Genomic DNA, 24,196 nt, shown 5'->3' on the forward strand with positions numbered 1-24,196 from the left:
TTTAACCACAATATACAATCACGATACTTTATACAAAAATTTTAAAATTAAAGTGTTAATTTAAAAAGTATGATAATATACCTGTGGCATAAGATTTATCTGTAATATATCTAAATCCAAATATATGGAAATTAATGCTACACTGCAAGATTTTGCAGGATGGATAAAAGAAGTATTGCGTTATGACCTAGAGGAAACAGATGATCGATTCTTGTTTGCTCTCAACAATCATGGAATCAGTCATGAAATAGAACTCAGCAAAGATAATCTAAGTAACTGTATTCAAAATTTACAAGCAATGAATTCAGTTGAAGAAACTATTCTTGCAAATGGAAAATATTATGAGGTACTTCTCAGAGAAGAATCGCTTTTTCCAAGAGTTCGCATTAGAGTTCGTGACGATTCTCTAATGCTAGAAGATAGCGATAACTCAATAACATATTGTCTATCTAGTCCAAGTAATGAGTATCTATTATTTTTGCTTTATACAGTAGCGTCTATTACAAATCCTCGTGCTTTAGCTAATCCTATACCCAGAGCAGAGATTATGCGTAGAGCGAATGATATAGAAGATATATTTGAGTTTTTGAAACGTACAGTTTTTTCTAGATTTATTACATTGCGTCTTGAGTCAGCCCGAAATAGACCACCAGCAGAATTTGAAAAATTTAGTAGTGCTTTTTTGTTTCAGCTAAGTTACAATCTTGATGCTGCTTTAGTTCCTCAAAAGCATCTTGATGAAATTTTGAGAACAGGTAAGATATCTCAAGTTAGAAGACCAAGTCTTAGCGATATCGATCCACCGAGGCGGCACTACATTCCTGATCTCATTTATCATTATCAGTTAGCTGTAGCTGCTGATAACCCATTTCTCGAATACTTATCCTATTATCATGTCATAGAGCATTTCTTTGAAGAAGTATTTAATGAAGATTTAATTGAAAAAATTAAAAATAAAATCACTCATCCTGATTTTTCTTATAAACGCAAGAAAGATATCAGTAAACTTATCAAGGATATAAGTCGTTCATTACAAATTCGTAATGAAGAGATTACCTTCAGTGAGCAAGAAGGACTGAGATTAACAATTGAGAGATACGTAAATATTGATGATTTGCGTGACAAACTTAATAGTTACGATTCGACCCTTATCAATTATTATAAAACTTCAAAAGTTACTTTTGCTATGGCTGATGAGATAAATATAGACGATAGTAATACAACAAATATCTTCAAGAAGCTTGCAGCCAGAATTTATAAAACCCGTAATTCTATTGTGCATAGTAAAGAGTCGGATAAAGCTCGTTATATGCCATTTAAAGATGATCGAGTTCTTGTTAAAGAAATACCTTTGCTACGCTTTGTAGCAGAACAAATAATCATCAATACTTCTATACTTATTGAGTAAATTACTTATAGAAGTTGTAGACCACCTACTAAATTCTTATAATTTTTATAATTTTTATAAATTGTATTAACGAAAATATAGTACACCATTTTTTTAAGATATTGATATTCTGACAAGTCAATCAATATCTATTGTGGGTAAAGGAATCACCAAATCCAACCTTGACTAATATAGAATAAACTCGACTATACTATTACAATATGTTCTACAAAATTCCACTACTATTTACACCTCAATCAGAAGGGGGGTTCACTGTAACTTCTCCACTCTTGCCAGAATTGATTACTGAAGGGGATTCTATGGATGAAGTTTTAACTAATGTTACAGATGCCTTAGAAGCAGTTTTTGAAATGTATGAAGATTTAGGTAAAGAACTTCCCTGATTGACATTGTAATTAGTTTTGAAAAAAGATGAACACCAATAATAGATATACCTATCCATGCTTATTTTGCGGTGATAACACCAGACCCCGGACAGAAGAACATATTATTCAACACGGCTTCAAAAATTCCCGATGGGTTTTGGACACGGATGTTTGTTGTCATTGTAATACTGATATTTTCTCGCCACTTGATAAAAAACTGATTGATTTTGTTCGCACATACGTTTATCCAAACCATCCAGATATTTCTAAAAATCGTACTTTGTTTCAAGCAGGTCACTATGTTCAATTTGAGCAAAAAACTGGAATATGGCTAAGTATACGAATAGAAACTAATATTAAACCAATTATGTTTCCGCAACTTGTTTTTGTAGATAAGAATAGAATTAATTTTTATTGTAATTCTAACCAAAACTATCAACAGTTGTTTGAGCAGATTAAGCAAGACCTTGTTCAGCCTGATAAGCTTTCTCTTAAGGACTTAGTGTTTTCACAAGAAGATAAATTACTTCCTCCGATTCAGCCAGCAGTTATCAAAACTGGGGGTAGGGGTATGAACTATGTATTACGTGCCTCCTCTATTGAAAAAGTTAGGTTGCTCAAGTCGCAAATAAATAATGGTGAACTACTGAGGCAATTTGGTAAAGAATCAGAACATCTTAGCGGATCTTTAAAAAGTGAAATCCAAGCAAATTTGGTATTAAAACCGAATCTGATTAATCGTGCAATAGCTAAATCAGCAGTAAACTCTGTCTGTGCATTTTTAGGATCTCAACGCGCTCGAAATAGTGTACTTGATCCAATTAAATCATTTATTCTTGGTGATACTCAAGAGGAGGGAGAGAGATTTGTTCAACATATCTGGAAGATAAATAGAAATGATAATACTATTTCACAAAAACAGAATTTTGCAGTGCCTGGTTATCACACTGTGATACTGGCTAGTAGAGATAAAATACCAACAGTTTTGTTAATTTTATATGAACACCCATTTGCACTCATTAGGCTAACTGAAGACACAAATTTTATGGATGAGGAAGAAATTTATGCTGCCCTTATAGATTATCGATCTGGTTCACATCAAGTCTTGAATTGTCAGAATGATCCCGTTAGTTTTTATGAACGGTTTTATGTTAACAATATTCAATAACTACAAACCACTATTTTAATACAAATACTGTGCGATCGCCCTTTCTTTTCTCTCTCAATAAGCGATCGCTACATATCTAAATTACAAACCCCTCTGTACAATCTCTCGAATCTCTTTCATAAACTCAGCAGGAGTTTGAATAATTAATCCGCTTTCAATACCAACTTCCACAGTAAAATCCTTTGTATTCAGACTTAATAACCGATCAACTTTTGCTAACACAGCCGCAGCTAAAATAGGTGCATCTTTAGCTTCAATAATCCCAATCCAACGATTACTTTCTTCCGCAGTTGGATTAGGTAGAATGTCTGGATTAATAGCAGCTATTAACTGCGAGAAAATTGGTAAAGCATCAGGTAATTTTTTACTAAGATTTCGCTCACACTCTAATAAAACTTGCTCTGATATCACTAACTGAAACAAACCAATTTCCGCCATTGTTAACACAGCGCGACTAGCTCCTGTCCGTGAAGCCGCACCAGCAATCAGAATGCTAGAATCAGCAAAAACCTTACGCATTTTTATTTTCTTCTTGCCAAATTGCTTCTCGTTCTGCTACCAAACCTTGGAGTAAATCACTAAGTTCTAAATCTGCATCTTCCATCATAGCTGTAATTTGGTCTGCAATTTGAGGAACTTGAGGTTGTCTAGGAGTTAGTAAAACAACATCTCCAATTTGTAATAATGTCAACATATCACCTGTGACTAAGCTAAGATGGGTCTTTAAATCTTCTGGAATTGTAATTTTTCCCTCATTTTCTATGCGAATAGGGAAAGCCTTAATTTCCATATTGTTAGGTATATAAGTCATATCTTAGGTTTATAGATAGGGTTTGCTCATTCTACTTTTAGCACATATTTTTTAAACGAAATCTCACTACTCAATATAGCAGAATTATAAATTGAATTCATCAGATTCGTTTTCTCCGCTAAAGTGTTCAGGAAGCGATCGCCACCCTCACACTAACAATTATAATCTAAAATCAATCATAGTCTGACGATAAGCATCAGGTAAACCCGTATCAAAACATTTACCCTTCACAACATACCCAGTCATTCCCTCTTTTTTACGCAATTTCTCCAAACAAGAAGTTAACTGAAATTCACCCCGTTCTCGTAAGTTTTGATTGATACTTTCTGCCAAAAAATCAAATATCTGCGGTGTCAGTAAATATAGCCCAAACACACATAAAAACTCATCATCTCCCATCCCCTCAACCCGCAAATTCTCCCGTGCATATTCAACACTGGGTTTTTCATAAATTTGACTTAAAGAAAGCAGAGATTGATCATCATTCCAAACACCAGCTACACACCCAGCTTTATGAATAATTTCTGCTGGCATTGTCGTCAAACCCATCACACTATGATTAACTTGAGCATAAATATCTAATATTTGTCTAGCACAAGATATTTCTATATCTGACCTATAAACATGATCCCCTAACATCAACAAAAAAGGCTCATTTCCTACCCAATCTTTAGCACAAAAAACAGCATGACCATAACCTTCTTGTTCTGTTTGAATTAAGATTGTAATTTTACTTCCTAACTCTTGCAAATATTGACTATATGCTTGATTTTCTGGTGAAAGTTTAGCGAATAATTCCGGTTTTGGTGTAGATTTAAACAACTCCGTAAATATTTCTCTATCATCTGGTTGAACCATTATCCCGACTTCAGAAATTCCCGCATTTATCGCTTCTTCCACAATTGCCAAAATTACAGGTTTAGCCCTTCCATCTTTGTCAATAATTGGGAAAAGTTCTTTTTTTACAACTTTTGTAGCGGGAAATAATCTAGTACCAAATCCAGCAGCAGGAATTACAGCTTTTTTAATTTTATTTGTTAACATACGGGAGTATCCCAAATGTGTAAATTCATTTTTATCTATATCTATGGAAATAATATACCACAAGGATTAATATGATTGAACCGCAAAGGGCGCAAAGGACACAAAGGTAAGAGAATTCAAGAGATTTTTTATGGTTGCTGCGGTTATTTTTTTCAAAATAGGTCTGCTCTCTTAGTATACAGTATTTTTAGAGTAAATGAAATACAAATTTTCACATCATAGTCATATACTAAGAGAACTTTAGCTTTTCTGTTCCCTGTTCCCTATTTCCTATTCCCTTCTATAAATCGTTAATTTTAAACATTGCATTTGTGGAAAGTCACGATTAATTATATCTATAATTTTATCTTGACATTCCTTATTTTTCACAATAAACTGCGCTGTTCCATCTCCTTGAGAACCTACACCCTTACCACCATAAATATACTCTTGAATTGGTGAATTATTCAACAGTTGATGAAGAACAGGAGCAGTTAACTCTTCCCTACAAGCAGGAATGAGATATTGATCAAAATCTGCCTGTGCTTGTTTCATCAGCATACCAATTTTTTCAGCATCACCTGTTTGTAAAGCCTCAATTGCAGCTTGGGTAATTTCATAACTAATTTTACCCAAAAACTGTTGCACATTCTTTTGTAATTCATTCTCAGCAAAAGGATAACATTCATTTAATTTACTCAAAATCACCTGAGTATTTTTAGCAGCAGCAAGATCCACAATCACAAAATATAAATCTTGCGGAACTTTTAACTCAATGATTTCGGTATCATCACCATCAAAAATCATCGCAATAGGTTGATTACCATAAGCACAAGCCTGATCCATTCTCCCACATTGAGAAGGAACAGGGAACAAGTTAACAATTTTACCCAATCACCAATCACCAATCACCAATTACCAATTACCCAATATCATTAAGTAATTGTAAATGTTGCTGCACCGGAACAATAGTATTTGCAGCCATCATCCCACTTGCTGCTACAGCAGGTAAACCTATTCCAGGAAAAGTCGAATCTCCACAACACAACAACCCCGATAAAGGAGTAGTCGCACCAGGAAATAAACCCTTTCCTGCAACTATCCCAGGTCCATAACTACCATGATGACGACGTAAAAAACGCCCATGAGTAAGGGGAGTACCCACTAAACTAATTTCACAACGAGAACGAATATCAGGAATAATTCTTTCTAAAGCTTGCCACATTACTTCCGCACGTTCTTGTTTTAATAACTTATATTCTTTGCTATTTCTTTCTAAACCTTGCCAAATTTTATAAGGTTCATTTCCTGGTGTATAAACATGAATAACGTGCTTTCCTGGTGGTGCTAAAGATGAATCTAAAACGGAAGGAATAGATATTAAAACTACATTTTGTGGTGCAGTTACGCCTTTTTGCCAATCATTAACTACTATATAATGAATACCTAAATTTTCCGATAATCCTGTGGCATCAATTCCTAAATGTAAGTGCATAAAACTATCACATTCAGGTGTTTTTTCTTGTTTTTCTACATACCATTTAGGTAAAGCACCAGGGGGAATAAGTTTGAGTGTATCCCACACTGAAGCATTAGAAACAACTGCTTTACTGGCTTTAATTTCCTGACCATTTCGCAGACGTACACCCACAGCACGGTTATTTTCTACTAAAACCTGCTCGACATGGGCGTTTAAAATTAATTTACCACCATTTTTAGTCAAACCTCTGACTAAAGCATCAACTAATGCACCACTACCACCTAGAGGATAATCTAACTGCACACCAGGACGATACCAGTCTGCAAACATAAACGCTACTTCTGCGGCTATTGTCCCATTGGCGGGTAATCCTGATAACAAAAAACAAAGTAAATCTAACCAGTTACGAATAAACGGATCTGTGATCACACCATCAATGATGCTAGAAAAAGACCCTGTTAATTTAATTACATTAGCAGCCTGTTGGAGTAAAGCTGGGGCAAATTTACCCACTGTTAACACTGCTCCTAAATCATAACGTAAAGCAGCAGGAGGTAAGGCGATCGCACTTTTACCCAAAGGTGTCATAATTTCCTGGAGTTTGCGCCATTCACTTACCGCTTTATCTCCCCGTAGTTTTTGTAACACCTGACAAAACTGATCAGCACCCACTTGAGTATCAAAAATTCCTTCTGGTAAATAACAACCCCAAGTATCGTAATTAACACAAGGTAAATCTTCCCCAATAACATCTAAAACTTGACGTAGGGGGTTAGGGGAAGGGGTATAAGATAAACCAGAATATAAAGATGGTCCAGACTCAAACTTGTAACCGTTGCGTTCAAAAGCATGAGCAGCACCACCGGCGATGGAGTGACTTTCCACTACTGTGACATCAATTCCATAATGTGCCAACAGTGCAGCACAACTCAAACCGCCTATACCGCTACCAATTACAATTACTTCTGTGTTATTCATGAATCATGGTTGATAACTAGAACTGTGATTTATTGTCTATCAGCTTCAGGAAAAAGTAACTCAATTAAAGCTTCAGTTAGGCGATCGCTAGTCATCGTCAATTCATGTTTACCATGTAATAGTTCCATCATCAAATAATAAAAATTAATTGTACCAGCAATAATCCAAGCCACTGCTTCCGGGTCAGAACTTCGCAACCCCTGGCAATTTTGCAGATATTCTGTAGAAGCTGCTAAATTCGGTTTTTCAAACTCTTTGATATACAATCGCGCTAAATCGGGAAACCGTCCCGACTCTGCCACAATTAAACGGTAAAAATTCATCCTTGTGGGATCGAGATTTTCCGCAGTTAAACTTTTAGGTGCTAGTTTACGCAAACATTCTGCTGGATCTGCTGGTAAAGGTTCTGAAGCAAATACATCCTCAAATTGTTGCTTGGCAATTCTTTCCACAATAGCTGCAAACAATGCTTCCTTATTTTCAAAATAGTTATAAAGAGTTTCCTTAGATACCTTTGCTGTACTGGCAATCCGCGCCATACTTGTATCGGCATAACCACCTTTAAGAAACTCTTGCATTGCCCCTTGCAGGATTTGTTCAGCTTTGGCAGAGGTTTGATCTGGTTGTTTTGGCATTATTTAGAAAATGGTTAATAAACTAACATCTTGCACCAACACAAATTGATGTATTTTTATTTCACCGTATAATTCCAAAACCCTTGATTTACCGTTTAAAACCAATAAAAACAAGGTAGTCTTATGGCGAATCTTTTTAGATTACCTGGGTTTGTACGGAGTGGTGCAAGATGTGAGCAGAAGGCTTTCAGATAAGTTTAACATTTTTACCGAACAGTCTAGTCTAAAATCTCTTGACAAACCAAACTGTACGGTCTAAATTAGCATTATCAACCGAACCGAACAGTCTAGTTCGTTTGAAAAATATAGAAAAAATATGCGAATCACAATTTTAACTACAGGTTCTCGCGGCGACGTGCAACCATTGATTGCTTTAGGATTGGGATTGCAACAAGCCGGACATAGTGTAAAATTAGTCACCCATCACCCCTTTCAAACAATGGTGCAAAGCTACGGATTAGACTTTGCCGCAATGGGTGGGGATGTGCAAGCATTAATGGCACAAGAAGCCGGACAGCAAATGCTCGAAGCCAGTAATCCTGTAAAATTGATTCAGAAATATGCTCAGATGGTTGCGCCATTATTAGCAGAAGCAATGGCTGATTCTTGGCAGAATTGCCAGGATAGTGATGTAATTATTGGTACTGCTTACACTATTTGGGGATTTGATATTGCCCAAAAATTGCAAATTCCCTTTATATTAGCGGCGTTAATGCCTCAAAGTCCTAACTTTGATTTTCCCTTTCCCTCCCTTCCCCAAACCTTAAAATTAGGTGGTTGGTTAAATTCCCTCACCTATCCAATATTATTGGAAGGGTTTGGTTTGGTGTTCCGTAAAGGTGTAAACCAGTTTCGAGAAAAGACTTTGCAACTAACACCTTTATCAAATTGGCAAGGATTATATGGGCGGTTACAAAAGGTAAATGTACCTTATCTTTACGGTTTTAGTCCAGTGGTAGTGCCTAAACCTGGCAACTGGTCAGAAAGATTACATATTACAGGCTATTGGTTTTTAGAACATCCTGCAAATTGGACACCACCCCAAGATTTACAAGAGTTTATCGCCGCCGGATCACCTCCGGTATATATTGGATTTGGGAGCATGACAGGGCGCGACCCCCAACAAATGACCGAAATTGCCCTAGCAGCCTTAAAAAAGACAAAACAACGGGGAATTTTATTAACTGGTTGGGGTGGAATTGCTGCAACTGACTTACCAGAAACCGTATTCAAAATAGAATCTGTTCCCCATGATTGGTTATTTCCCCGGATGGCTGCAATTGTACATCATGGAGGTGCGGGAACAAGTGCGGCGGCTTTGCGGGCTGGTGTCCCTTCTATTATCATACCCTTTTTTGGGGATCAACCCTTTTGGGGACATCGCCTTTGGCAGTTGGGTGTTAGTTCTGAACCCATTCCTAAAGCTGCTTTAACTGTGGATAAATTAGCCCAGGCAATTACTACCGCAGTTAATCATACTCAAATGCGACCACAGGCTAAATTTATTGGTGAACAAATTCGCTTAGAAAATGGTGTGAAGCAAGCAGTGGCAGTTTTTAATCAACACTTTCCTCAACAGCAAGCATTTTTGCAAATGATATAACTATTTCAACAATAATTTCACTGCGCTGATGATTACTTCTGGTTGATCAATCCAAACAAAATGACCGCTTTTTTCTGCATTAATTTGAATGCAGTTATTTGATAAATTGAGTAATTCTAAATGAATGCGTTCGCGTAATTTATTCGCTGCTTTCAAAGGTAGAAAAGCAGTAAGGAGAGAAGGTTTAAAAAATGACTGAGCTTTAATACTAACAATAGGCAAATTTTTGAAATCATTAGCACAGCGTAATTGACGACCACTAGCAGCCAAACCCATAATTTCCTGGGTCATAGTCAGCCAATGTTTAGGACGACAAAAGGAGCGTTTAACTAATTGCAAAGATGAACCTGAACAATTACGTAATTCTGGCTTAATCAATTCAAACACCCCGATTTTATTCATCACTCTAATTAACCCGAAACTAGAACCAAAAATAGACATTAAAAACCCAGAAATAAAAAATAATTGTAGTCCTTTAAGAGCAAAGGACATTTGCAGCATCCCAGATTCATGTAAACCATCAGTTAATACCATTCCCATCACTTTTTCGGGAAAAAGATGGGCATAAAGACGCATATTATAACTACCAAAAGAATTACCAACCAAAATATAGGGCGGTTCTAGTCCTGCACAAGTTAACATTTGCTCAAGTTCAGCTACAATTTGCTTACTGGTACGGGGATAAGGACTAATATCACTCCAACCAAAACCAGCCCGATCATAAATACAAACCCGTGAAATTTTGGCTAATTCTTCCAGTAATAAATAACCTTCAACTCCTCCTAAACTGTGGTCTACCACAATAGTTGGAGAACCTTCACCAGCAGTAACATAATGTAAATAGTAGCCTCCCACATCCACCCTTTGACCTGGTGGGGGTGTGCGGTCTTCTAACCAACAAGCAATTATTTGATATAAAGTAGTAGAGATAAAAATCAGTATTTTGAGAATTTCTGGATAGAACAAGTTTAAATTTATGAGAATAAAATGTAGGTTTTCCACATCAAACATTTTTTTGCTTTAATAGAGTAATAATTATTATGCTGCTACAGCGGGAGTCATATCAATTCCGGTTAGATCGGTATTAAGTAGTTGTGCCAAATAAATTTCATATTTAAAAGAGGGAACATGAAGGATCAGGAAGTAAGGAATACAGAGATTTTTGTTTTCAATAACTATGTGCAATTAATTTTGCTCTGCCATCCTGTATTACCTACAGATAAAACTATAGGATTATCACGTATCGGAACATAGTTAGGTTCTTGATATAGCGATCCTATTTGACCAAATTTTCACATAATTTATGGATTTATTTGACCAACATTTGATTCAAATAACAGAAACAGAAGCACCACTAGCAGCACGAATGCGTCCCCGAACTCTAGACGAATTTATTGGTCAAGACCATATCATCGGGCCAGGACGACTCCTGCGACGTGCTATTAGTTTAGACCAACTATCATCATTAATTTTTTACGGTCCACCAGGAACTGGTAAAACAACACTTGCCCGTGTAATTGCTAACACCACCCGCGCTGATTTTATTGCCATTAACGCCGTACTTTCTGGAGTAAAAGAAATTCGTGCAGCCATTGAAACAGCCCAAGAACAGCGCAAATACCACAACCAAAAAACAATTCTGTTTGTAGATGAAGTTCATCGTTTTAATAAATCCCAACAAGATGCCCTACTACCTTGGGTAGAAAATGGTACAGTCATCTTAATCGGAGCAACAACAGAAAATCCTTACTTTGAAGTTAATAAAGCACTCGTTAGTCGTTCACGTATTTTTCAACTAAAACCACTCAACGAGCAAGACTTATATCGTGTAGTTGAACAAACATTAAATGATAAACAGCGTGGTTATGGAAACTTAGCAATCAAAATAGACCCTGATGCTTTGGCTCATCTGATTAATGTTGCTAACGGCGATGCTCGTTCATTATTAAACGCTTTGGAATTAGCAGTAGAAACAACACCATTAACCATTGAAGATTCACCATTCACCGCTAAAACTCAACAGTCAATAACACCATTAACTGTTGAAGATTTACCATTCACCCCGAAAACTCAACATTCAACAACACCATTAACCGTTGAAGATTTACCATTCACCGCTAAAACTCAACAATCAACAACACCATTAACTGTTGAAGAGTCACCATTCACCCCGAAAACTCAACAGTCAACATCAGCCAATACCACAGGTGTTATTCATATCACATTAGCAGTTGCAGAAGAATCCATTCAACAACGAGCCGTTTTATACGACAAAGAAGGTGATGTTCATTTCGATACTATCAGTGCCTTCATTAAAAGCTTACGTGGTTCTGACCCAGATGCAGCATTATACTGGTTAGCAAAAATGGTTTACGCCGGCGAAGACCCACGTTTTATCTTCCGGCGGATGTTGATTTTAGCCAGTGAAGATGTGGGACTAGCTGACCCCCAGGCTGTAGTTGTCGTCAATTCTTGTGCAGAAGCATTTGACCGTGTAGGAATGCCAGAAGGACGTTATCATTTAGCTCAAGCAGCCCTTTATTTAGCAACTGCGCCTAAGTCCAACAGTATCATGGGCTTCTTCGACGCTTTAGCAGCAGTTGAGCAGGAACGAGAAGCAGAAGTTCCCACCCACCTTAAAGATGCCAATCGAGATCAAAAAGGTTTTGGGCATGGAGCGGGCTATCTTTATCCTCACGCTTATCGTGACCATTGGGTAGCGCAACAATATCTGCCAGCCAGTTTGCAAGGACAGGTATTTTACCAACCATCAACCCAAGGTTTTGAGGGAGAAATTAACGTACAGGTAGCACGTCGCCGTGAAGCTCAACTTGCAGCTATGGTGTCCGGCTTAGGTATTGAGCCAATAGAAATCCTCACCTACAGCAATATAGATGCAGCTTCAGAACGATGGTTGCAACGCACACAAATAGGCACACAGTTAGCAAATGTCAGAGAGCGCATTTTCACCATCGCTCAATTACAGCGTCATCATGTCGTTTTAGACATCAATGCAGGTACTGGTTTACTGACCTGGGAAGCAGTCCGCCATGTCCCAGAAGGTGGAGTTTATGCTTGTGTTCGCAGTGAAAGCGATGCCCAAGCTTTACGTGAACAAGCTGCGACGTTGGAAGAAATCAGACGACCAATAGTAGTTACTGCAAAGATAACAGAGTTACCTGCTGTATTAGCTTCTCAAGCGTTAGGTGTAAATTTTGATTATATAATTGGTCGAAATGCGTTAGTAAACGAGCCTGATAAAAACACTGCTGCTCAAATTTTAGCTCAAATCCTACCCCAGACAGGAAAAATTGTACTGGCAGAGACTGTACCAAGGCATACACAAAGACTTTATCGTTTGCTAGACGAGCAAAAGCTAGGTGCTAAGTTATACGCTCGCTTAGTAGCGGCAGAGGAAGCAATTTATACTAATTCTTCCGACCCAATGCTGAATTGGAACGCTGAGGATTTGCGAACGTCTTTTGAAGTAGCAGGTTTGAAAGTGGAAGTGGTGCTGGAGCAGAGTTCAACTTTAATGCACATTACATCAGCTTTTCTCAATAGATTGTTCACTTCCAATGCAAACCGACCAAGTTATTTAGATCGTTTAGCTTTGACTCTGACACCACAGGAATTAAAAGCTATAAAGGATATATTCACCCAGCGTTTGCTCAACCAAACAGTCAATTGGGAAAGTAGTATTGCATTTGTACAGGCTTGGCAAAAGTTATGATAAGTAAGCTGAAGGAGAATTTGTAACATTAATTTAGAATTTGGTAGAACAGCAATCACTTTCAGTTTTTGATTTGGTAAAAGATATGAAATTATCAGATTTATCACCAGAAACATTAGAAAAAATCAGACTGGTTAGGTGGGATAGAATTATTGAAAAACACGAAGGTCCAGAAGATTGGTCATCGGTTTTGCAATATGAAGAACCGGAATTTATGGAAATTGATGGAGATCCAGTATTATTACCTGTAGATAAATCTCATCACCCCAATATTTCCATAATCCGTTCCATTTGGGCTGAAGATAAAAAATCACTCACACTATTTTTATCGGATACCACCTATGAAGATGATCCCTTCTTTTCTGGCTTTATGGCAGTGTGTGACCGCCTGAAAAATGAAAACTTCCTTCTAGCAATTTTGTATCATGAATGGTTCATTATTGAAAGACCAGAAATTTTTGATTAATTGACAATTGTTTCGTTTCATTCAGGATTTAAAACCTCGCCTTTCAAGTACATTTAATATTATGACGGAAGTAAACAACGACATTACTGGAAGTATTACAATCACAGTACAACCTCAAGAAAATGGACAGTACATTTGCCAGATGTCATCGTCTTTGGATGATACCAGACAGAATTGGCAATGTTATGGTCAAACAAAAGAACACGCCATCGCCATTGCCTTAGAACAACTAGCTGATGAGTATCGCCGAATAGCGGAAGAAAGACAAAATATAGATTGGGAAACAGTAGAGCGTTCAGACTCTGGAGAAACAATTTCCAAGCATTATCATGTCATTCTGCACTACGAACGCATTGCTGAAGAAGAATCGAAGTTTGAGGCAATGCACAATACAATTATGGGAAATACGGTGGTGGAGAATGCTAAAATCACCGTGATTGAGATTGATCAAAGTATACCCATTGATCCATTAACCCGCTCTTGGGATTGATTGACTATGTTAATTGATACAGCAAATTCAAGGTTTATAAGGTACAGTAGATTGAACTTCAAGTTTTAAAACTACCTTCTAAAATTGTTGTACCTCATTTACTCCAAAATTGCTGTAATTGACAATTTTTTCATTCAAGTTTAAAGTCTCCTCTTTCAAAGAGAAAAAAAGAGAAAATTTCCTATTACACAATCCTCTCACGAATGAGCCAGAGGTAATTGTCTATTGTTGAAAGAACTAAATAAATTTATTAAACTGTAGTGTATTTAATTCAGATAAAACCAAGTAGCAAGATGCAGCGACTGCAATAACTAGATGTTTTTGGATTATCCAATGTAGCCGCACATCAGCTGATTTAGCCATTCCCAAGACCATACAGGTAACAATTTTGTAGACAAAATAAATCATGAAACAGATGAAAACTCTAGCAGCAAAATTCTTTTTTGGCATGGTTGTAGTAGGAATTTCTGCTTGCAACTTAGCAACAACTGAGTCTGCAAACCCTAACAATCAACAAACACAAACAGCCCAACAAGTCAGCCAACAAACAGCTACTAACAATCAAGCCTGTACCTTAGTAGAAAATGGCTTTGGTTCACAAGGACAGGTAAAACTACGGGTAGAAGAAGTAGTAACAGGTCTAGAAGTTCCCTGGGGAATAGCTTTTCTCCCCAATCAAGATATGTTAGTTACCGAACGACCGGGACGAGTTCGCCTTGTACGCAATGGTCAACTGATTCCCCAACCAGTAGCTACTATTAATGTTACAGAAAGCGGTGAAGATGGTTTGCTCGGTATTGCCACCCATCCCAACTTTGCCGAAAACCGATTTTTTTACATTTATTACACAGCTGATAAAAATGGATCACAAGTTAATCGTGTGGAACGATGGCGACTGTCTCAGAACGGACTTACTGCTTCCCCGGATCAAGTAATTGTTGATAATATTCCCGTAGCGCAATTTCATAACGGTGGTCGTATTCGCTTTGGACCAGATGGAATGCTTTACATTGGCACAGGTGATGCCAGAGAACCGCAAATTTCCCAGGATGTTAATAGCCTTGCTGGTAAAATTTTGCGTGTGACACCTGACGGACAAGTGCCACCAGATAATCCGTTTGCCGGGAGTCCTGTCTATATCACTGGGATTCGCAACACTCAAGGGTTTGATTGGCTGGATAAATCAACACTATGGGTGACAGATCACGGACCTAGTGGGGATTTGGGAAGAAGGGGTCACGATGAACTCAGTTTAGCAAAAGCAGGAGACAACTTGGGCTGGCCTACCATCTACCGTTGTGAATCACAGAAAGGAATGGTTACTCCGTCAATTGTTTGGCGTGAAGCTTTGCCTCCTGGTGGTGCAGTAATTTATACAGGCAATTCTCTTCCTGAATGGAAAGGGAGCTTAATAATTGCCACTCTTCGTTCTCAACACTTGCAGCGCGTTGTTTTCAACCCCCAATCTCCCCAAAAAATTGAACGTCATGAGGTGTATTTGCAAGGCCAATATGGACGGCTGCGAGAAGCAATTATGGGGACAGATGGTGAATTATATGTCACTACCAGTAATTGTGATGGCAGGGGAAATTGTCCTCCACAGAGGGATAAAATTCTCCGTATTACTCGTTAAGTTCATGCGATCGCAAGGAATAGGATTTTGCGTAGGTTTTGTTTATACCCCAAAGCTTCCCATATCTTCCCAGTTTGTGTGTAAAATTCTGGAAACCTAGCTTCAGCTTGTGAAGTCCTAGATAATAATGTAAACACTACACAAATTCAGGTAACGATTATGTAATCCCTTGGCTCAATCAAATTCTCATTTATCGCGAATGGTAGCAACCTTTAAACATACCTATTCGTGAAGATTCCCTACGCAATGATTTTGATTGTAGTCACCAAGGTATAAAAGTCATGTCACAAATTTATAAATATCCGCGTACCCCTCATATTCAGGGTTCGCGATCGCAACCTGGGGATGAAGACCTAGATAATGTTCCTTTTGCAACTATTCAAGAACAGCATCTAGTCATTGAAGAAAAAGTTGATGGTGCAAATGCAGCTATCAGTTTTACGGCTGATGGACAACTCAAACTGCAAAGCCGGGGACATTATTTAACAGGTGGAGGCAGAGAAAAGCATTTTAACCTGTTTAAACAATGGGCGCATACCCACAGCAGAGAATTTTGGGAAGTTTTGGGTAGTCGTTTTATTCTCTTTGGGGAATGGCTATATGCCAAGCACACAGTTTTTTATGATGCTTTACCCCACTACTTTTTAGAATACGACCTTCTGGACTTAGAAACCCAAGTATTTCTTAGCACTAAACGCCGTCAACAGCTATTAGCAGGATTACCACTGGTTTCTGTTCCTGTGTTGTTTACAGGCAAACTGCAATCTTACCAGCAAATGTTGGGGTTATTGGCTAAATCTCATTATCAAACCCCGGCATATTTAGAAAATTTTGCCCAAGCTTGTCAACAACAAGGATTAAATGTAGAACTTGCCCTCAAACAAACTGATCAAAGTGGTTTGATGGAAGGTTTGTACATCAAAGTTGAACCAGGGGATACGGTGACAGCACGTTATAAATATGTGCGTTCTAGCTTTTTGACTACTATTTTACAATCTGAAAGTCATTGGCTTAACCGTCCTATTATCCCTAATCTGCTGCGTCCAAATGTGGATTTATTTAGTTAGTTCATGTCTTAACCAAGGTAGAAGGCAGAAGGCAGAAGGCAGGAGGTTAATTTGACCAAAAAAATTTTAGATTTTAGATTTTGGATTTTAGATTGAAATCAAAGTCTAAAATCTAAAAATAAGGTTTCAGTCCTCTCCATTTATGGAGAAAAATACAAATTTTTTCGCCTTCAATCCTCTTCTTTAAAGGAAAGGATAATCCAAAATACTCGCTGCGCTGCGTATGCTTCGCTAACGTCAATCCAAAATCCAAAATTGATTGACTGATATCTTGCACTAATAAAAATTGATGCAATTTCATTGCACCGTATAATCCCAAACACCCTAATTTACTCTTTAAAACCAATAAAAATAAGGTGGTCTTATGGCGTTTTTAAATCATTTGGGTTTGTACCCAGAGGTGCAAGATATGAACATCTAACGGGGGTAGTATACGCTCACTCCTGCAACAAAATTGTGGCGAATTGATATTAGCCACTATTAGATAAATGGAGGATAAAGATATGAATTGGACTTTTCCCTATTGTCCAGATGCAAACAATAGGACAATAAATTGGCAAGCATTAGAAACAGAATTTGATTGGTTGAAATTGCTGGCTGAATGTCCCCAAGATCCCCGTTATCATGGGGAAGGTAATGTACTCATTCATACAAAATTAGTCTGTGAAGCATTGGTAGCATTACCAGAATGGCGGACATTACCAGCTAAAGAACGCTCAGTGTTATTTGCGGCGGCTTTGCTGCATGATGTGGCTAAACCTGCTGCCACCCAAATAGAAAGCGATGGTGCTATCTCCTCTAAAGGTCATGTCCTCCAAGGTGCAAAGATGGCGCAGCAAATTCTTTGGGATTTGCAAGTTCCATTTCGGGAACGGGAGGCGGTGGTGGCTTTGGTAAAATACGGTAGTTTACCTCTGTGGTTTTGGGACAAACCCAACCCGGAAAAAGCAGTAATTAAAACCAGTCAAATCATCCGTTGTGATCTGTTGAGTTTATTAGCTGAAGCTGATGTCCGGGGGCGATATTGTGATGACCAAGCCCAATTATTGGAACGAATCGCTTTTTTTCGGGAATTTTGCCAAGAAAATCAATGTTTTCACCAGTCGCGTATTTTCCCCTCAGACCATAGTCGGTTTATTTATTTTCAAAAGGAAAATGGCCACCCAGACTATGTAGCTTATGATGATACCCGCTTGCAAGTGGTGATGATGTCGGGATTACCGGGTGCAGGGAAAGATACTTGGATTCAAGAAAATCTCTCTGACTGGACTGTAATTTCTTTAGATGAACTCAGAAAAACTCTGAAGATTTCACCTGAAGAAGACCAAGGTGCGGTGATCAATGCGGCGAAGGCTTTAGCTAAAGATTATCTGCGAACCGGACAATCTTTTGTTTGGAATGCTACTAATATTAGTCGTCAATTGCGGAGTTCATTGATACGTCAGTTTGTTAATTATCAAGGGAAAATTCGCATTGTTTATTTAGAAACTTCTTGGGAGGAGTTGCTGCAAAGAAACCGCGATCGCACTGCTAAATTACCAGAAAAGGTACTTTATAAATTGAGGAATCGGTTAGAAGTACCGGATATTACTGAAGCACAAACTGTAGATTGGATAGTGCATTGAACCAGCTAAATTACAACGACCAAAACCTTTCTCCTGCGTGAGATTAACATTTTTATAAAATCTCCGACCCCCCGGATAAGGGACTTCTAGAAATTAAATTATCCAATTTTGAGAGCGAAGATGAGTATAGAATTTTTCTTCCCCTGCCTCCCCTGCACCCCCTGCTTCCCCTGCTGACTCAACGAATGGATATTTTTTTATTTGGAAGTCCCTAAATTGGCTGATTCATCTTTCCCTTCGCATTTATGCAACACCTGGGTTTCTAACATGGCATAACATCATCAAGTTTAAGTTGCAAATTGGGAAATAGTCCAGAAACAATTATATCTCCTAAACGATATTTTTGCTGTTGATATACGCCATTCACTAATTGACAGACTGTGAAAGTAGGTTGTTTAGGACTACCAATAAATTGCAGTCCACCTAAACCACGAAAATCAACAATCCAATATTCTCGTATTTCCAGAAAAGCATATTCTTCTACTTTTCTAGCATAATCATCTTGCCAATTACTACTCACTACTTCAGCAACTAACTTAATAGTATTACCATTACAGATAATAGGTTCTTTTTGCCACAGTGGTTCTTGGCTGAGTGTTGCTTTATCTAAAACAATAACATCTGGACGGAGTGCTGTTGCTTGAGCAGCAGGTGGTTTAATTAAACAAGTTTTGGGAATCAACCAGTTGAAATTACCAAGAAGAATTTCTGTACAGATTCTACCAGCAATGTTTCCAGCAACTTCTTCATGGGGTCCTGTGGGTTCCATGTCACGTAATTCTCCGTCAATAAGTTCGTAACGGGGGTTGTCTCCATACTCAACTAAAAATTGCTCGAAAGTAAGGAGTTTGGGAGGACTATAAGTCATAAATTTATACGGTAGCAGGAAGTTATAGCAGAAGTCAGGAGTCAGGAGTCAGTAGTAAAACTCTTTTGTAGTAATAGTTTCATGATTAATTGATGTCCTAACTACTCTGTCTACGGCTATATTTTATTTTAACAAAAGGTGAAAATAGCTTTCTCATACGGGAGCATCCCAATTTTGAAAAAATAACCGCAGCAACACTAAAAAACCTTTGTAAGTCTCTTACCTTTGTGTCCTTTGCGCCCTTTGCGGTTCAATCATATCAAGGTCTTAAATCATTTTGACCTTAGATAAAAATAAATTTACACATTTGGGATGCTCCCTTCTCATACTGCCAGGTTTTTCCAAAACTAAATATACATAGGTTTTTTAAACTAGATTTAGCATAACAAGTACCGAAGAAGCCCTAAATTAAACTTTGGTTTTTCGTTTTTACCCGTTGATAAAATTCCTCCATTGTGTCAATAAACGAATTATCTTTATGCCAAAAAGCCGGAAAATCTCCTTGTTTCTTAACAAGAATTGCGGAAACACCACTAGAAGTTGGTACTTCTATAGTTTGAGGTAAACGCTTTTTCCCTAACCAAAATTCCCGTACACTTGGCTTTTCACTAACATATTGTTTTTCTAGCTTGGTATAAAACGAAGTAGAAGATTCTAAGCAAATTTCTTGGGTGTTCAATTCCTGTGCTAGTGCTTTACCTAAGTTAGAATTAGCTAGTTTAGTCTGAAGTTCCTGTTTTGATAAACCACGTAGTTCAAATAATAGAAATGGGTTATTATCTAATTGGGAAGCAACTAAATAATAAACTCCAGCAATGTGTTTACAGGGGTTAGCATAATCTGGACAGGAACATTTAGTTTTAAAATCCTTACTACTATGAGGTAATAAGTGTAATCCCAGTTCCTGAAAAGTATCTTCTATATTCTCTGGAACTTCATTTAGTAACAACCTAGAAACAATACTCGCTTTAGATGATAGCTGATCAATAGCTTCATTCCAACTACTTTTAGCGATCGCTTTAATTTCAATAGAAATATTGTAAGTCGGTTCTTTATACACGCTAAAGTAAGGATTAATTGAACCTTTGACTCTGGCAGTTATATGATTTTGTTCGATTTCAAAATTTAAAACTTTCCCATTATTGGCATAGGAACGACCTCTTTGCAGGCGACTATCATCAGTAAAATTTTCTAATGCTTGAATAAAGCGATCGCCCCACCATGTCCGACTGAATTTAACCATAACAAGTACCTGAATAAAATTAATTTAACATTTTCAGAACAAACAAAAATCTCTGTACTTCTTATCTGTTTCCTGTTCCCTCTCCTAAATATACAATTTATTTACAACTACTTATTTTACTCCAAAATTGCACTTTTATTTAAAGCAATCAGTTGTTTAAATGCCTCGTTATCTAACTCCGTTAACCAAGATTCATCATTGCCAACCACCGCAGCAGACAGTTTTTTCTTATCTTCTATCATTTGGTCTATTTTCTCTTCTAAAGTACCAATCGCCACAAATTTATGCACAAACACATTCTTTTTCTGCCCAATCCGAAAAGCTCTATCTGTGGCTTGATTTTCAACTGCTGGATTCCACCATCTATCAAAATGAAAAATGTGATTCGCTTTAGTTAAAGTGATACCTACACCACCTGCTTTTAGTGATAGAATAAACACAGATGCTTCTGTATCCGGGTCTTGAAATTCAGTAATCATCTGTTCCCGACGTTGGCTACTTGTGCCACCATGCAGATAGTAAGTGTTACAATGTAAATTATGTTTGATGTGTTTCTCAATTTGTTCGCAAACTTCCGTAAAATGACTAAATATTAGCAAACTTTCACCTTCAGAAACAGCTTCATCTACCATTTCTACTAAGCGACTGAGTTTGTGAGAACGTTCTGTAGAAAATTCGCTGTTATCTTGTAAAAATTGAGCAGGATGATTACAAATCTGCTTTAATTTCATCAAAGTTGAAAGGATTAAACCTTTGCGTTGAATTCCTTCTGCTGTTTGTAATTTCTCTTCTACATCTTTGACGACTACTTCATACAATGAAGCTTGTTCTTTAGTCAGATTGGTGTAGAGTTTTTGTTCAACTTTATCTGGTAAATCGTTAATAATAGATTTATCAGTTTTGACTCGCCGTAAAATTAAAGGTTCAACTAATTTTTTGAGAGTGCTTGATTTGACTCTATCGTTATCTTTTTGAATAGGGACTTCAAAAGATTTGCGAAACTGTGCTTCTTTACCTAAGTAACCAGGATTCAAAAAATTAAAAATTGACCATAAATCTAACAAACGGTTTTCAACAGGAGTTCCTGTTAAAGCTAGTCGGTGTTTAGCTGCAAGTTTGAGAATAGCTTTGGTTTGTGCAGCTTTAGGATTTTTGATATTTTGTGCTTCATCTAAAACAATTCTTTGCCACTCTATACTTTGCAGTAGTTTTTCATCTTTGCGTGCTAGGGTAAAAGAGGTAATGATTACATCATACTGCTGACAAGCGGTTTTGAATTCAGGAACAGTTTGTAGGCGATCGCTCCCATGATGTACCATACTCTGAAGATGCGGTGCAAATTTAGCAATTTCCTTTTGCCAGTTACCAACTACAGATGTCGGTGCAATTAATAATGTTGGTAACACAGATGTTTGAGAACGGTTGACATTCTCTCCATCTCTCCCATTTCCTCTATCTTCTTTATCCTTCTTGTTTCTCTCATCTTCCGATGTTCCTATCTCCCTCTCAAAAGGAAGTGACTCTCTCTCCTGAACAAGTCTAGCAATTACCTGTACCGACTTCCCTAAACCCATATCATCTGCTAAACAACCATTTAAACCCAACCGTTCCAAATATTCTAACCAAGCCACACCACGCTTTTGATATTCTCGCAGATTACCTTGCAAATTTAATTGGTCAGAAATTGGTTCTAATCTACTTTTATCTTGTAGTTTCACCATCATATCTGACAAAATTTCATCATGTTCAATATCCCAATCTTCCCCAGCTTCCGCATTCCGTTGTAGAAATTCCAAGACAGACATCTCTGGTTTTTCTTCACCTTGAGATTGCCAAAATTCTAACAATTGCTGCATTTTATCACGGTCTAATTCCATCCATTGACCGCGAAAATGCACTAAGGGAGCTTTAGCATTAATTAATTGTTCCCATTCTTGTTTAGTAACAACTTCCTCACCAATTGCTAATTCATATTCATATTGCACCAAAGAATTTAAACCAAAATAACTTTTGTTTTCTCCCTTAGTTGCAGAACGACTGTTACCGGAAGCTTTGAGTCGCAGTTTAGCACGACGACGACCAGCAGGAGTATACCAAGCAGGAACAGTAACTTTAAAACCTGCATCTTCTAACACCCAAGCACTTTCTTGTAAAAATGCAAATGCTGATTCTAATGAAAGTTGCATTCCTATAGGAGTATCTGTTTCTAATCCTTGCCATAATTGAGGATACATCCGCGCTGCGTATCCTAAATTTAACAACAAATTAGTTTCAAAGTTTTCACCAAACAGACTCTGAATTGAAGATTGAACATTCGTTGCTGGGTATCTGTTATTCTCCCCATCTTTCCCAGTCCCCAATCCCCAATCCCCAATCCCTTTTTTCATTGGCCAATAATCTGCCAAAGCTAACTTTAAAGAAGGGTCTTGTTTACTAGACACCAAAAACTGCATTTCCCAGTTGTCTATTTGTTCAGCAGGAGGAGAATTTAATTGAAAACACAGATAAAAAGGTAATTCTGATTGGGAGCGAGTAATTTTACTTTTCCAAAGTTGCCATTGTTTGTATTCTTCTAAGGTTACATTCGTTGTGCGGGGATTATGCTGTTGCGAATAAAAACAATAGTAAACTAAGGAATCTGTAATTTGTTTATCAAAAGCAATGGTTGAGGGTGTATGATTAACTATGTTATTGAGGATAGATTCAGAAAAGTGGCGTAATAGGGTTTCTTCATCAAAAAAATCAATATTTTCATTCTTTGTGGCTGAACCAGCTACACAAATCAATGGCATATATTCAATATATTTCTGAATATTAGCTTCATACTGTTCAGAAATAATTTCCCACCCAGTATAAATTTCAAAAGCAGTTGGAATCGGTTTTTTAGTTTTACTTTTACTTTTGGTTTGAGCGGATTCCAATTGGCGATATTTGAGAGTCGGGATATATTGGTGTTTGAGAATGATTTGCTTGAATGATTGGGTATAGTGATACCAAAATAATAAATCAGAACCGAGTTGAATTTCGCTCAGGTTATTGATTGCTAAAAAATGAATATCGTTAAGCAGTCTAATAATATTAATACCTGGTGTATTACTTTTAAGAGAAGTTAATGTTTGATAACAATCTACTTGCCAATATTGAAATTCTGTGTATTCTTCCGGTGTTTCTATTTCTAGATACTTGATTAATTCTGGGGAGGGTAAAGGTTGATTATCGGCGGTTGGCAGCGCAAAATATTTAGCAGATATGCGTTCTTTTAATATGGGTAATGGTTCTTTGATTCCTAATTCCTGAACTAAAAATTGCAATAATTCATCTTTGGAGAGATGTCCAGGATGAATCTGTTGTTTAGAATTGCGTTTGTTTTTTAGTACAGGCGTTTCTACCCACAGATAAAATGAACCTGACTGAATAAAGTCGGTTTCTGTGTTAGGTATCCAGGTGCCATGAAGGATTTTCATAGCTTTGTTCTCATCATTTATGGAGATAAACTTTAATATTTAGCATACATGAATTTGGTGAGAATATAACAACCAAAAATTACAATTTGTATACTTATAGAAGATGAGTATTAAAAACGGCTGTTTCCAAACTAGG

Annotated in this window: 19 protein-coding genes and 1 pseudogene; 10 read left to right on the top strand and 10 right to left on the bottom strand. The window is 37.3% G+C overall.

The window, feature by feature from the left end; genetic code table 11:
- Positions 1-124: 124 nt before the first annotated feature.
- The 3 genes from PN497_RS09195 (at position 125) to PN497_RS09205 (ending at position 2,941) form a co-directional block, all read left to right on the top strand.
- On the top strand, positions 125-1,408 hold the full coding sequence (locus PN497_RS09195) for a hypothetical protein (RefSeq protein WP_096572985.1): 1,284 nt from the start codon (positions 125-127) through the stop codon (positions 1,406-1,408).
- 200 nt (positions 1,409-1,608) lie between these two features.
- Positions 1,609-1,791 (top strand): type II toxin-antitoxin system HicB family antitoxin, encoded by a 183-nt coding sequence (locus tag PN497_RS09200; protein WP_096572984.1) that lies wholly within the window; start codon positions 1,609-1,611, stop codon positions 1,789-1,791.
- Positions 1,792-1,819: 28 nt separating this feature from the next.
- The gene (locus tag PN497_RS09205; RefSeq protein WP_096572983.1) at positions 1,820-2,941 is read left to right on the top strand and encodes a hypothetical protein; all 1,122 of its coding nucleotides are present in this window, start codon (positions 1,820-1,822) and stop codon (positions 2,939-2,941) included.
- 81 nt (positions 2,942-3,022) lie between these two features.
- On the opposite strand, the gene PN497_RS09210 is transcribed toward PN497_RS09205, so the two are convergent.
- The 6 genes and pseudogenes from PN497_RS09210 to PN497_RS09235 form a co-directional block, all read right to left on the bottom strand.
- A complete protein-coding gene (locus tag PN497_RS09210; protein WP_096572982.1) occupies positions 3,023-3,460 on the bottom strand; it encodes a PIN domain-containing protein in 438 nt (145 codons plus the stop codon).
- Positions 3,453-3,752: a hypothetical protein gene (locus PN497_RS09215; protein ID WP_272109969.1), complete on the bottom strand. Its 300-nt coding sequence runs from the start codon at positions 3,750-3,752 to the stop codon at positions 3,453-3,455. The genes PN497_RS09210 and PN497_RS09215 overlap by 8 nt, the downstream gene beginning before the upstream one ends.
- 159 nt (positions 3,753-3,911) lie before the next feature.
- Positions 3,912-4,796, bottom strand: coding sequence for a UTP--glucose-1-phosphate uridylyltransferase (locus tag PN497_RS09220; RefSeq protein WP_096572980.1), 885 nt, complete (start codon positions 4,794-4,796; stop codon positions 3,912-3,914).
- Positions 4,797-5,066: 270 nt separating this feature from the next.
- A pseudogene (locus tag PN497_RS09225) lies at positions 5,067-5,639 on the bottom strand (GHMP kinase); the annotation flags it as partial.
- 58 nt (positions 5,640-5,697) lie between these two features.
- On the bottom strand, positions 5,698-7,233 hold the full coding sequence (locus tag PN497_RS09230; protein ID WP_096572979.1) for a phytoene desaturase family protein: 1,536 nt from the start codon (positions 7,231-7,233) through the stop codon (positions 5,698-5,700).
- A gap of 29 nt (positions 7,234-7,262) precedes the next feature.
- Entirely contained in the window at positions 7,263-7,868 is a 606-nt protein-coding gene (locus PN497_RS09235; protein ID WP_096572978.1) for a TetR/AcrR family transcriptional regulator, read from the bottom strand.
- Positions 7,869-8,184: 316 nt separating this feature from the next.
- Between PN497_RS09235 and PN497_RS09240 the strand changes: the two genes are divergently transcribed.
- On the top strand, positions 8,185-9,471 hold the full coding sequence (locus tag PN497_RS09240) for a glycosyltransferase (RefSeq protein ID WP_096572977.1): 1,287 nt from the start codon (positions 8,185-8,187) through the stop codon (positions 9,469-9,471).
- Here PN497_RS09240 and PN497_RS09245 read toward each other — a convergent pair whose 3' ends face one another.
- Positions 9,472-10,473, bottom strand: a complete 1,002-nt coding sequence (locus PN497_RS09245; RefSeq protein WP_272109974.1) for an alpha/beta fold hydrolase — start codon at positions 10,471-10,473, stop codon at positions 9,472-9,474.
- A gap of 301 nt (positions 10,474-10,774) precedes the next feature.
- Here PN497_RS09245 and PN497_RS09250 point away from each other — a divergent pair, with 301 nt between their 5' ends.
- The 6 genes from PN497_RS09250 (at position 10,775) to PN497_RS09275 (ending at position 18,485) form a co-directional block, all read left to right on the top strand.
- On the top strand, positions 10,775-13,204 hold the full coding sequence (locus tag PN497_RS09250) for an AAA family ATPase (RefSeq protein WP_096572975.1): 2,430 nt from the start codon (positions 10,775-10,777) through the stop codon (positions 13,202-13,204).
- Positions 13,205-13,289: 85 nt separating this feature from the next.
- A complete protein-coding gene (locus tag PN497_RS09255; protein WP_096573103.1) occupies positions 13,290-13,670 on the top strand; it encodes a hypothetical protein in 381 nt (126 codons plus the stop codon).
- Between the two features lie 61 nt (positions 13,671-13,731).
- Positions 13,732-14,160 carry a hypothetical protein gene (locus tag PN497_RS09260; RefSeq protein ID WP_096572974.1) on the top strand — a complete coding sequence of 143 codons (429 nt, stop codon included), beginning with the start codon at positions 13,732-13,734 and terminating at the stop codon, positions 14,158-14,160.
- A gap of 406 nt (positions 14,161-14,566) precedes the next feature.
- Positions 14,567-15,793 carry a PQQ-dependent sugar dehydrogenase gene (locus tag PN497_RS09265; RefSeq protein ID WP_096572973.1) on the top strand — a complete coding sequence of 409 codons (1,227 nt, stop codon included), beginning with the start codon at positions 14,567-14,569 and terminating at the stop codon, positions 15,791-15,793.
- 281 nt (positions 15,794-16,074) lie between these two features.
- Positions 16,075-16,860, top strand: a complete 786-nt coding sequence (locus PN497_RS09270; RefSeq protein ID WP_096572972.1) for an RNA ligase family protein — start codon at positions 16,075-16,077, stop codon at positions 16,858-16,860.
- Between the two features lie 503 nt (positions 16,861-17,363).
- A complete protein-coding gene (locus PN497_RS09275) occupies positions 17,364-18,485 on the top strand; it encodes an AAA family ATPase (protein WP_272109978.1) in 1,122 nt (373 codons plus the stop codon).
- Positions 18,486-18,747: 262 nt separating this feature from the next.
- Here the strand turns inward: PN497_RS09275 and PN497_RS09280 are convergent, their stop codons facing one another.
- From PN497_RS09280 to PN497_RS09290, 3 genes are all read right to left on the bottom strand, one after another.
- Positions 18,748-19,353, bottom strand: coding sequence for a Uma2 family endonuclease (locus tag PN497_RS09280; RefSeq protein WP_096572970.1), 606 nt, complete (start codon positions 19,351-19,353; stop codon positions 18,748-18,750).
- Between the two features lie 403 nt (positions 19,354-19,756).
- A complete protein-coding gene (locus PN497_RS09285; RefSeq protein WP_096572969.1) occupies positions 19,757-20,596 on the bottom strand; it encodes an SWIM zinc finger family protein in 840 nt (279 codons plus the stop codon).
- 116 nt (positions 20,597-20,712) lie between these two features.
- Positions 20,713-24,060, bottom strand: coding sequence for a DEAD/DEAH box helicase (locus tag PN497_RS09290; RefSeq protein ID WP_096572968.1), 3,348 nt, complete (start codon positions 24,058-24,060; stop codon positions 20,713-20,715).
- Positions 24,061-24,196: the final 136 nt, after the last annotated feature.

Source organism: Sphaerospermopsis kisseleviana CS-549 (assembly GCF_028329225.1).
GTDB classification, from domain to species: Bacteria; Cyanobacteriota; Cyanobacteriia; order Cyanobacteriales; family Nostocaceae; genus Sphaerospermopsis; species Sphaerospermopsis kisseleviana.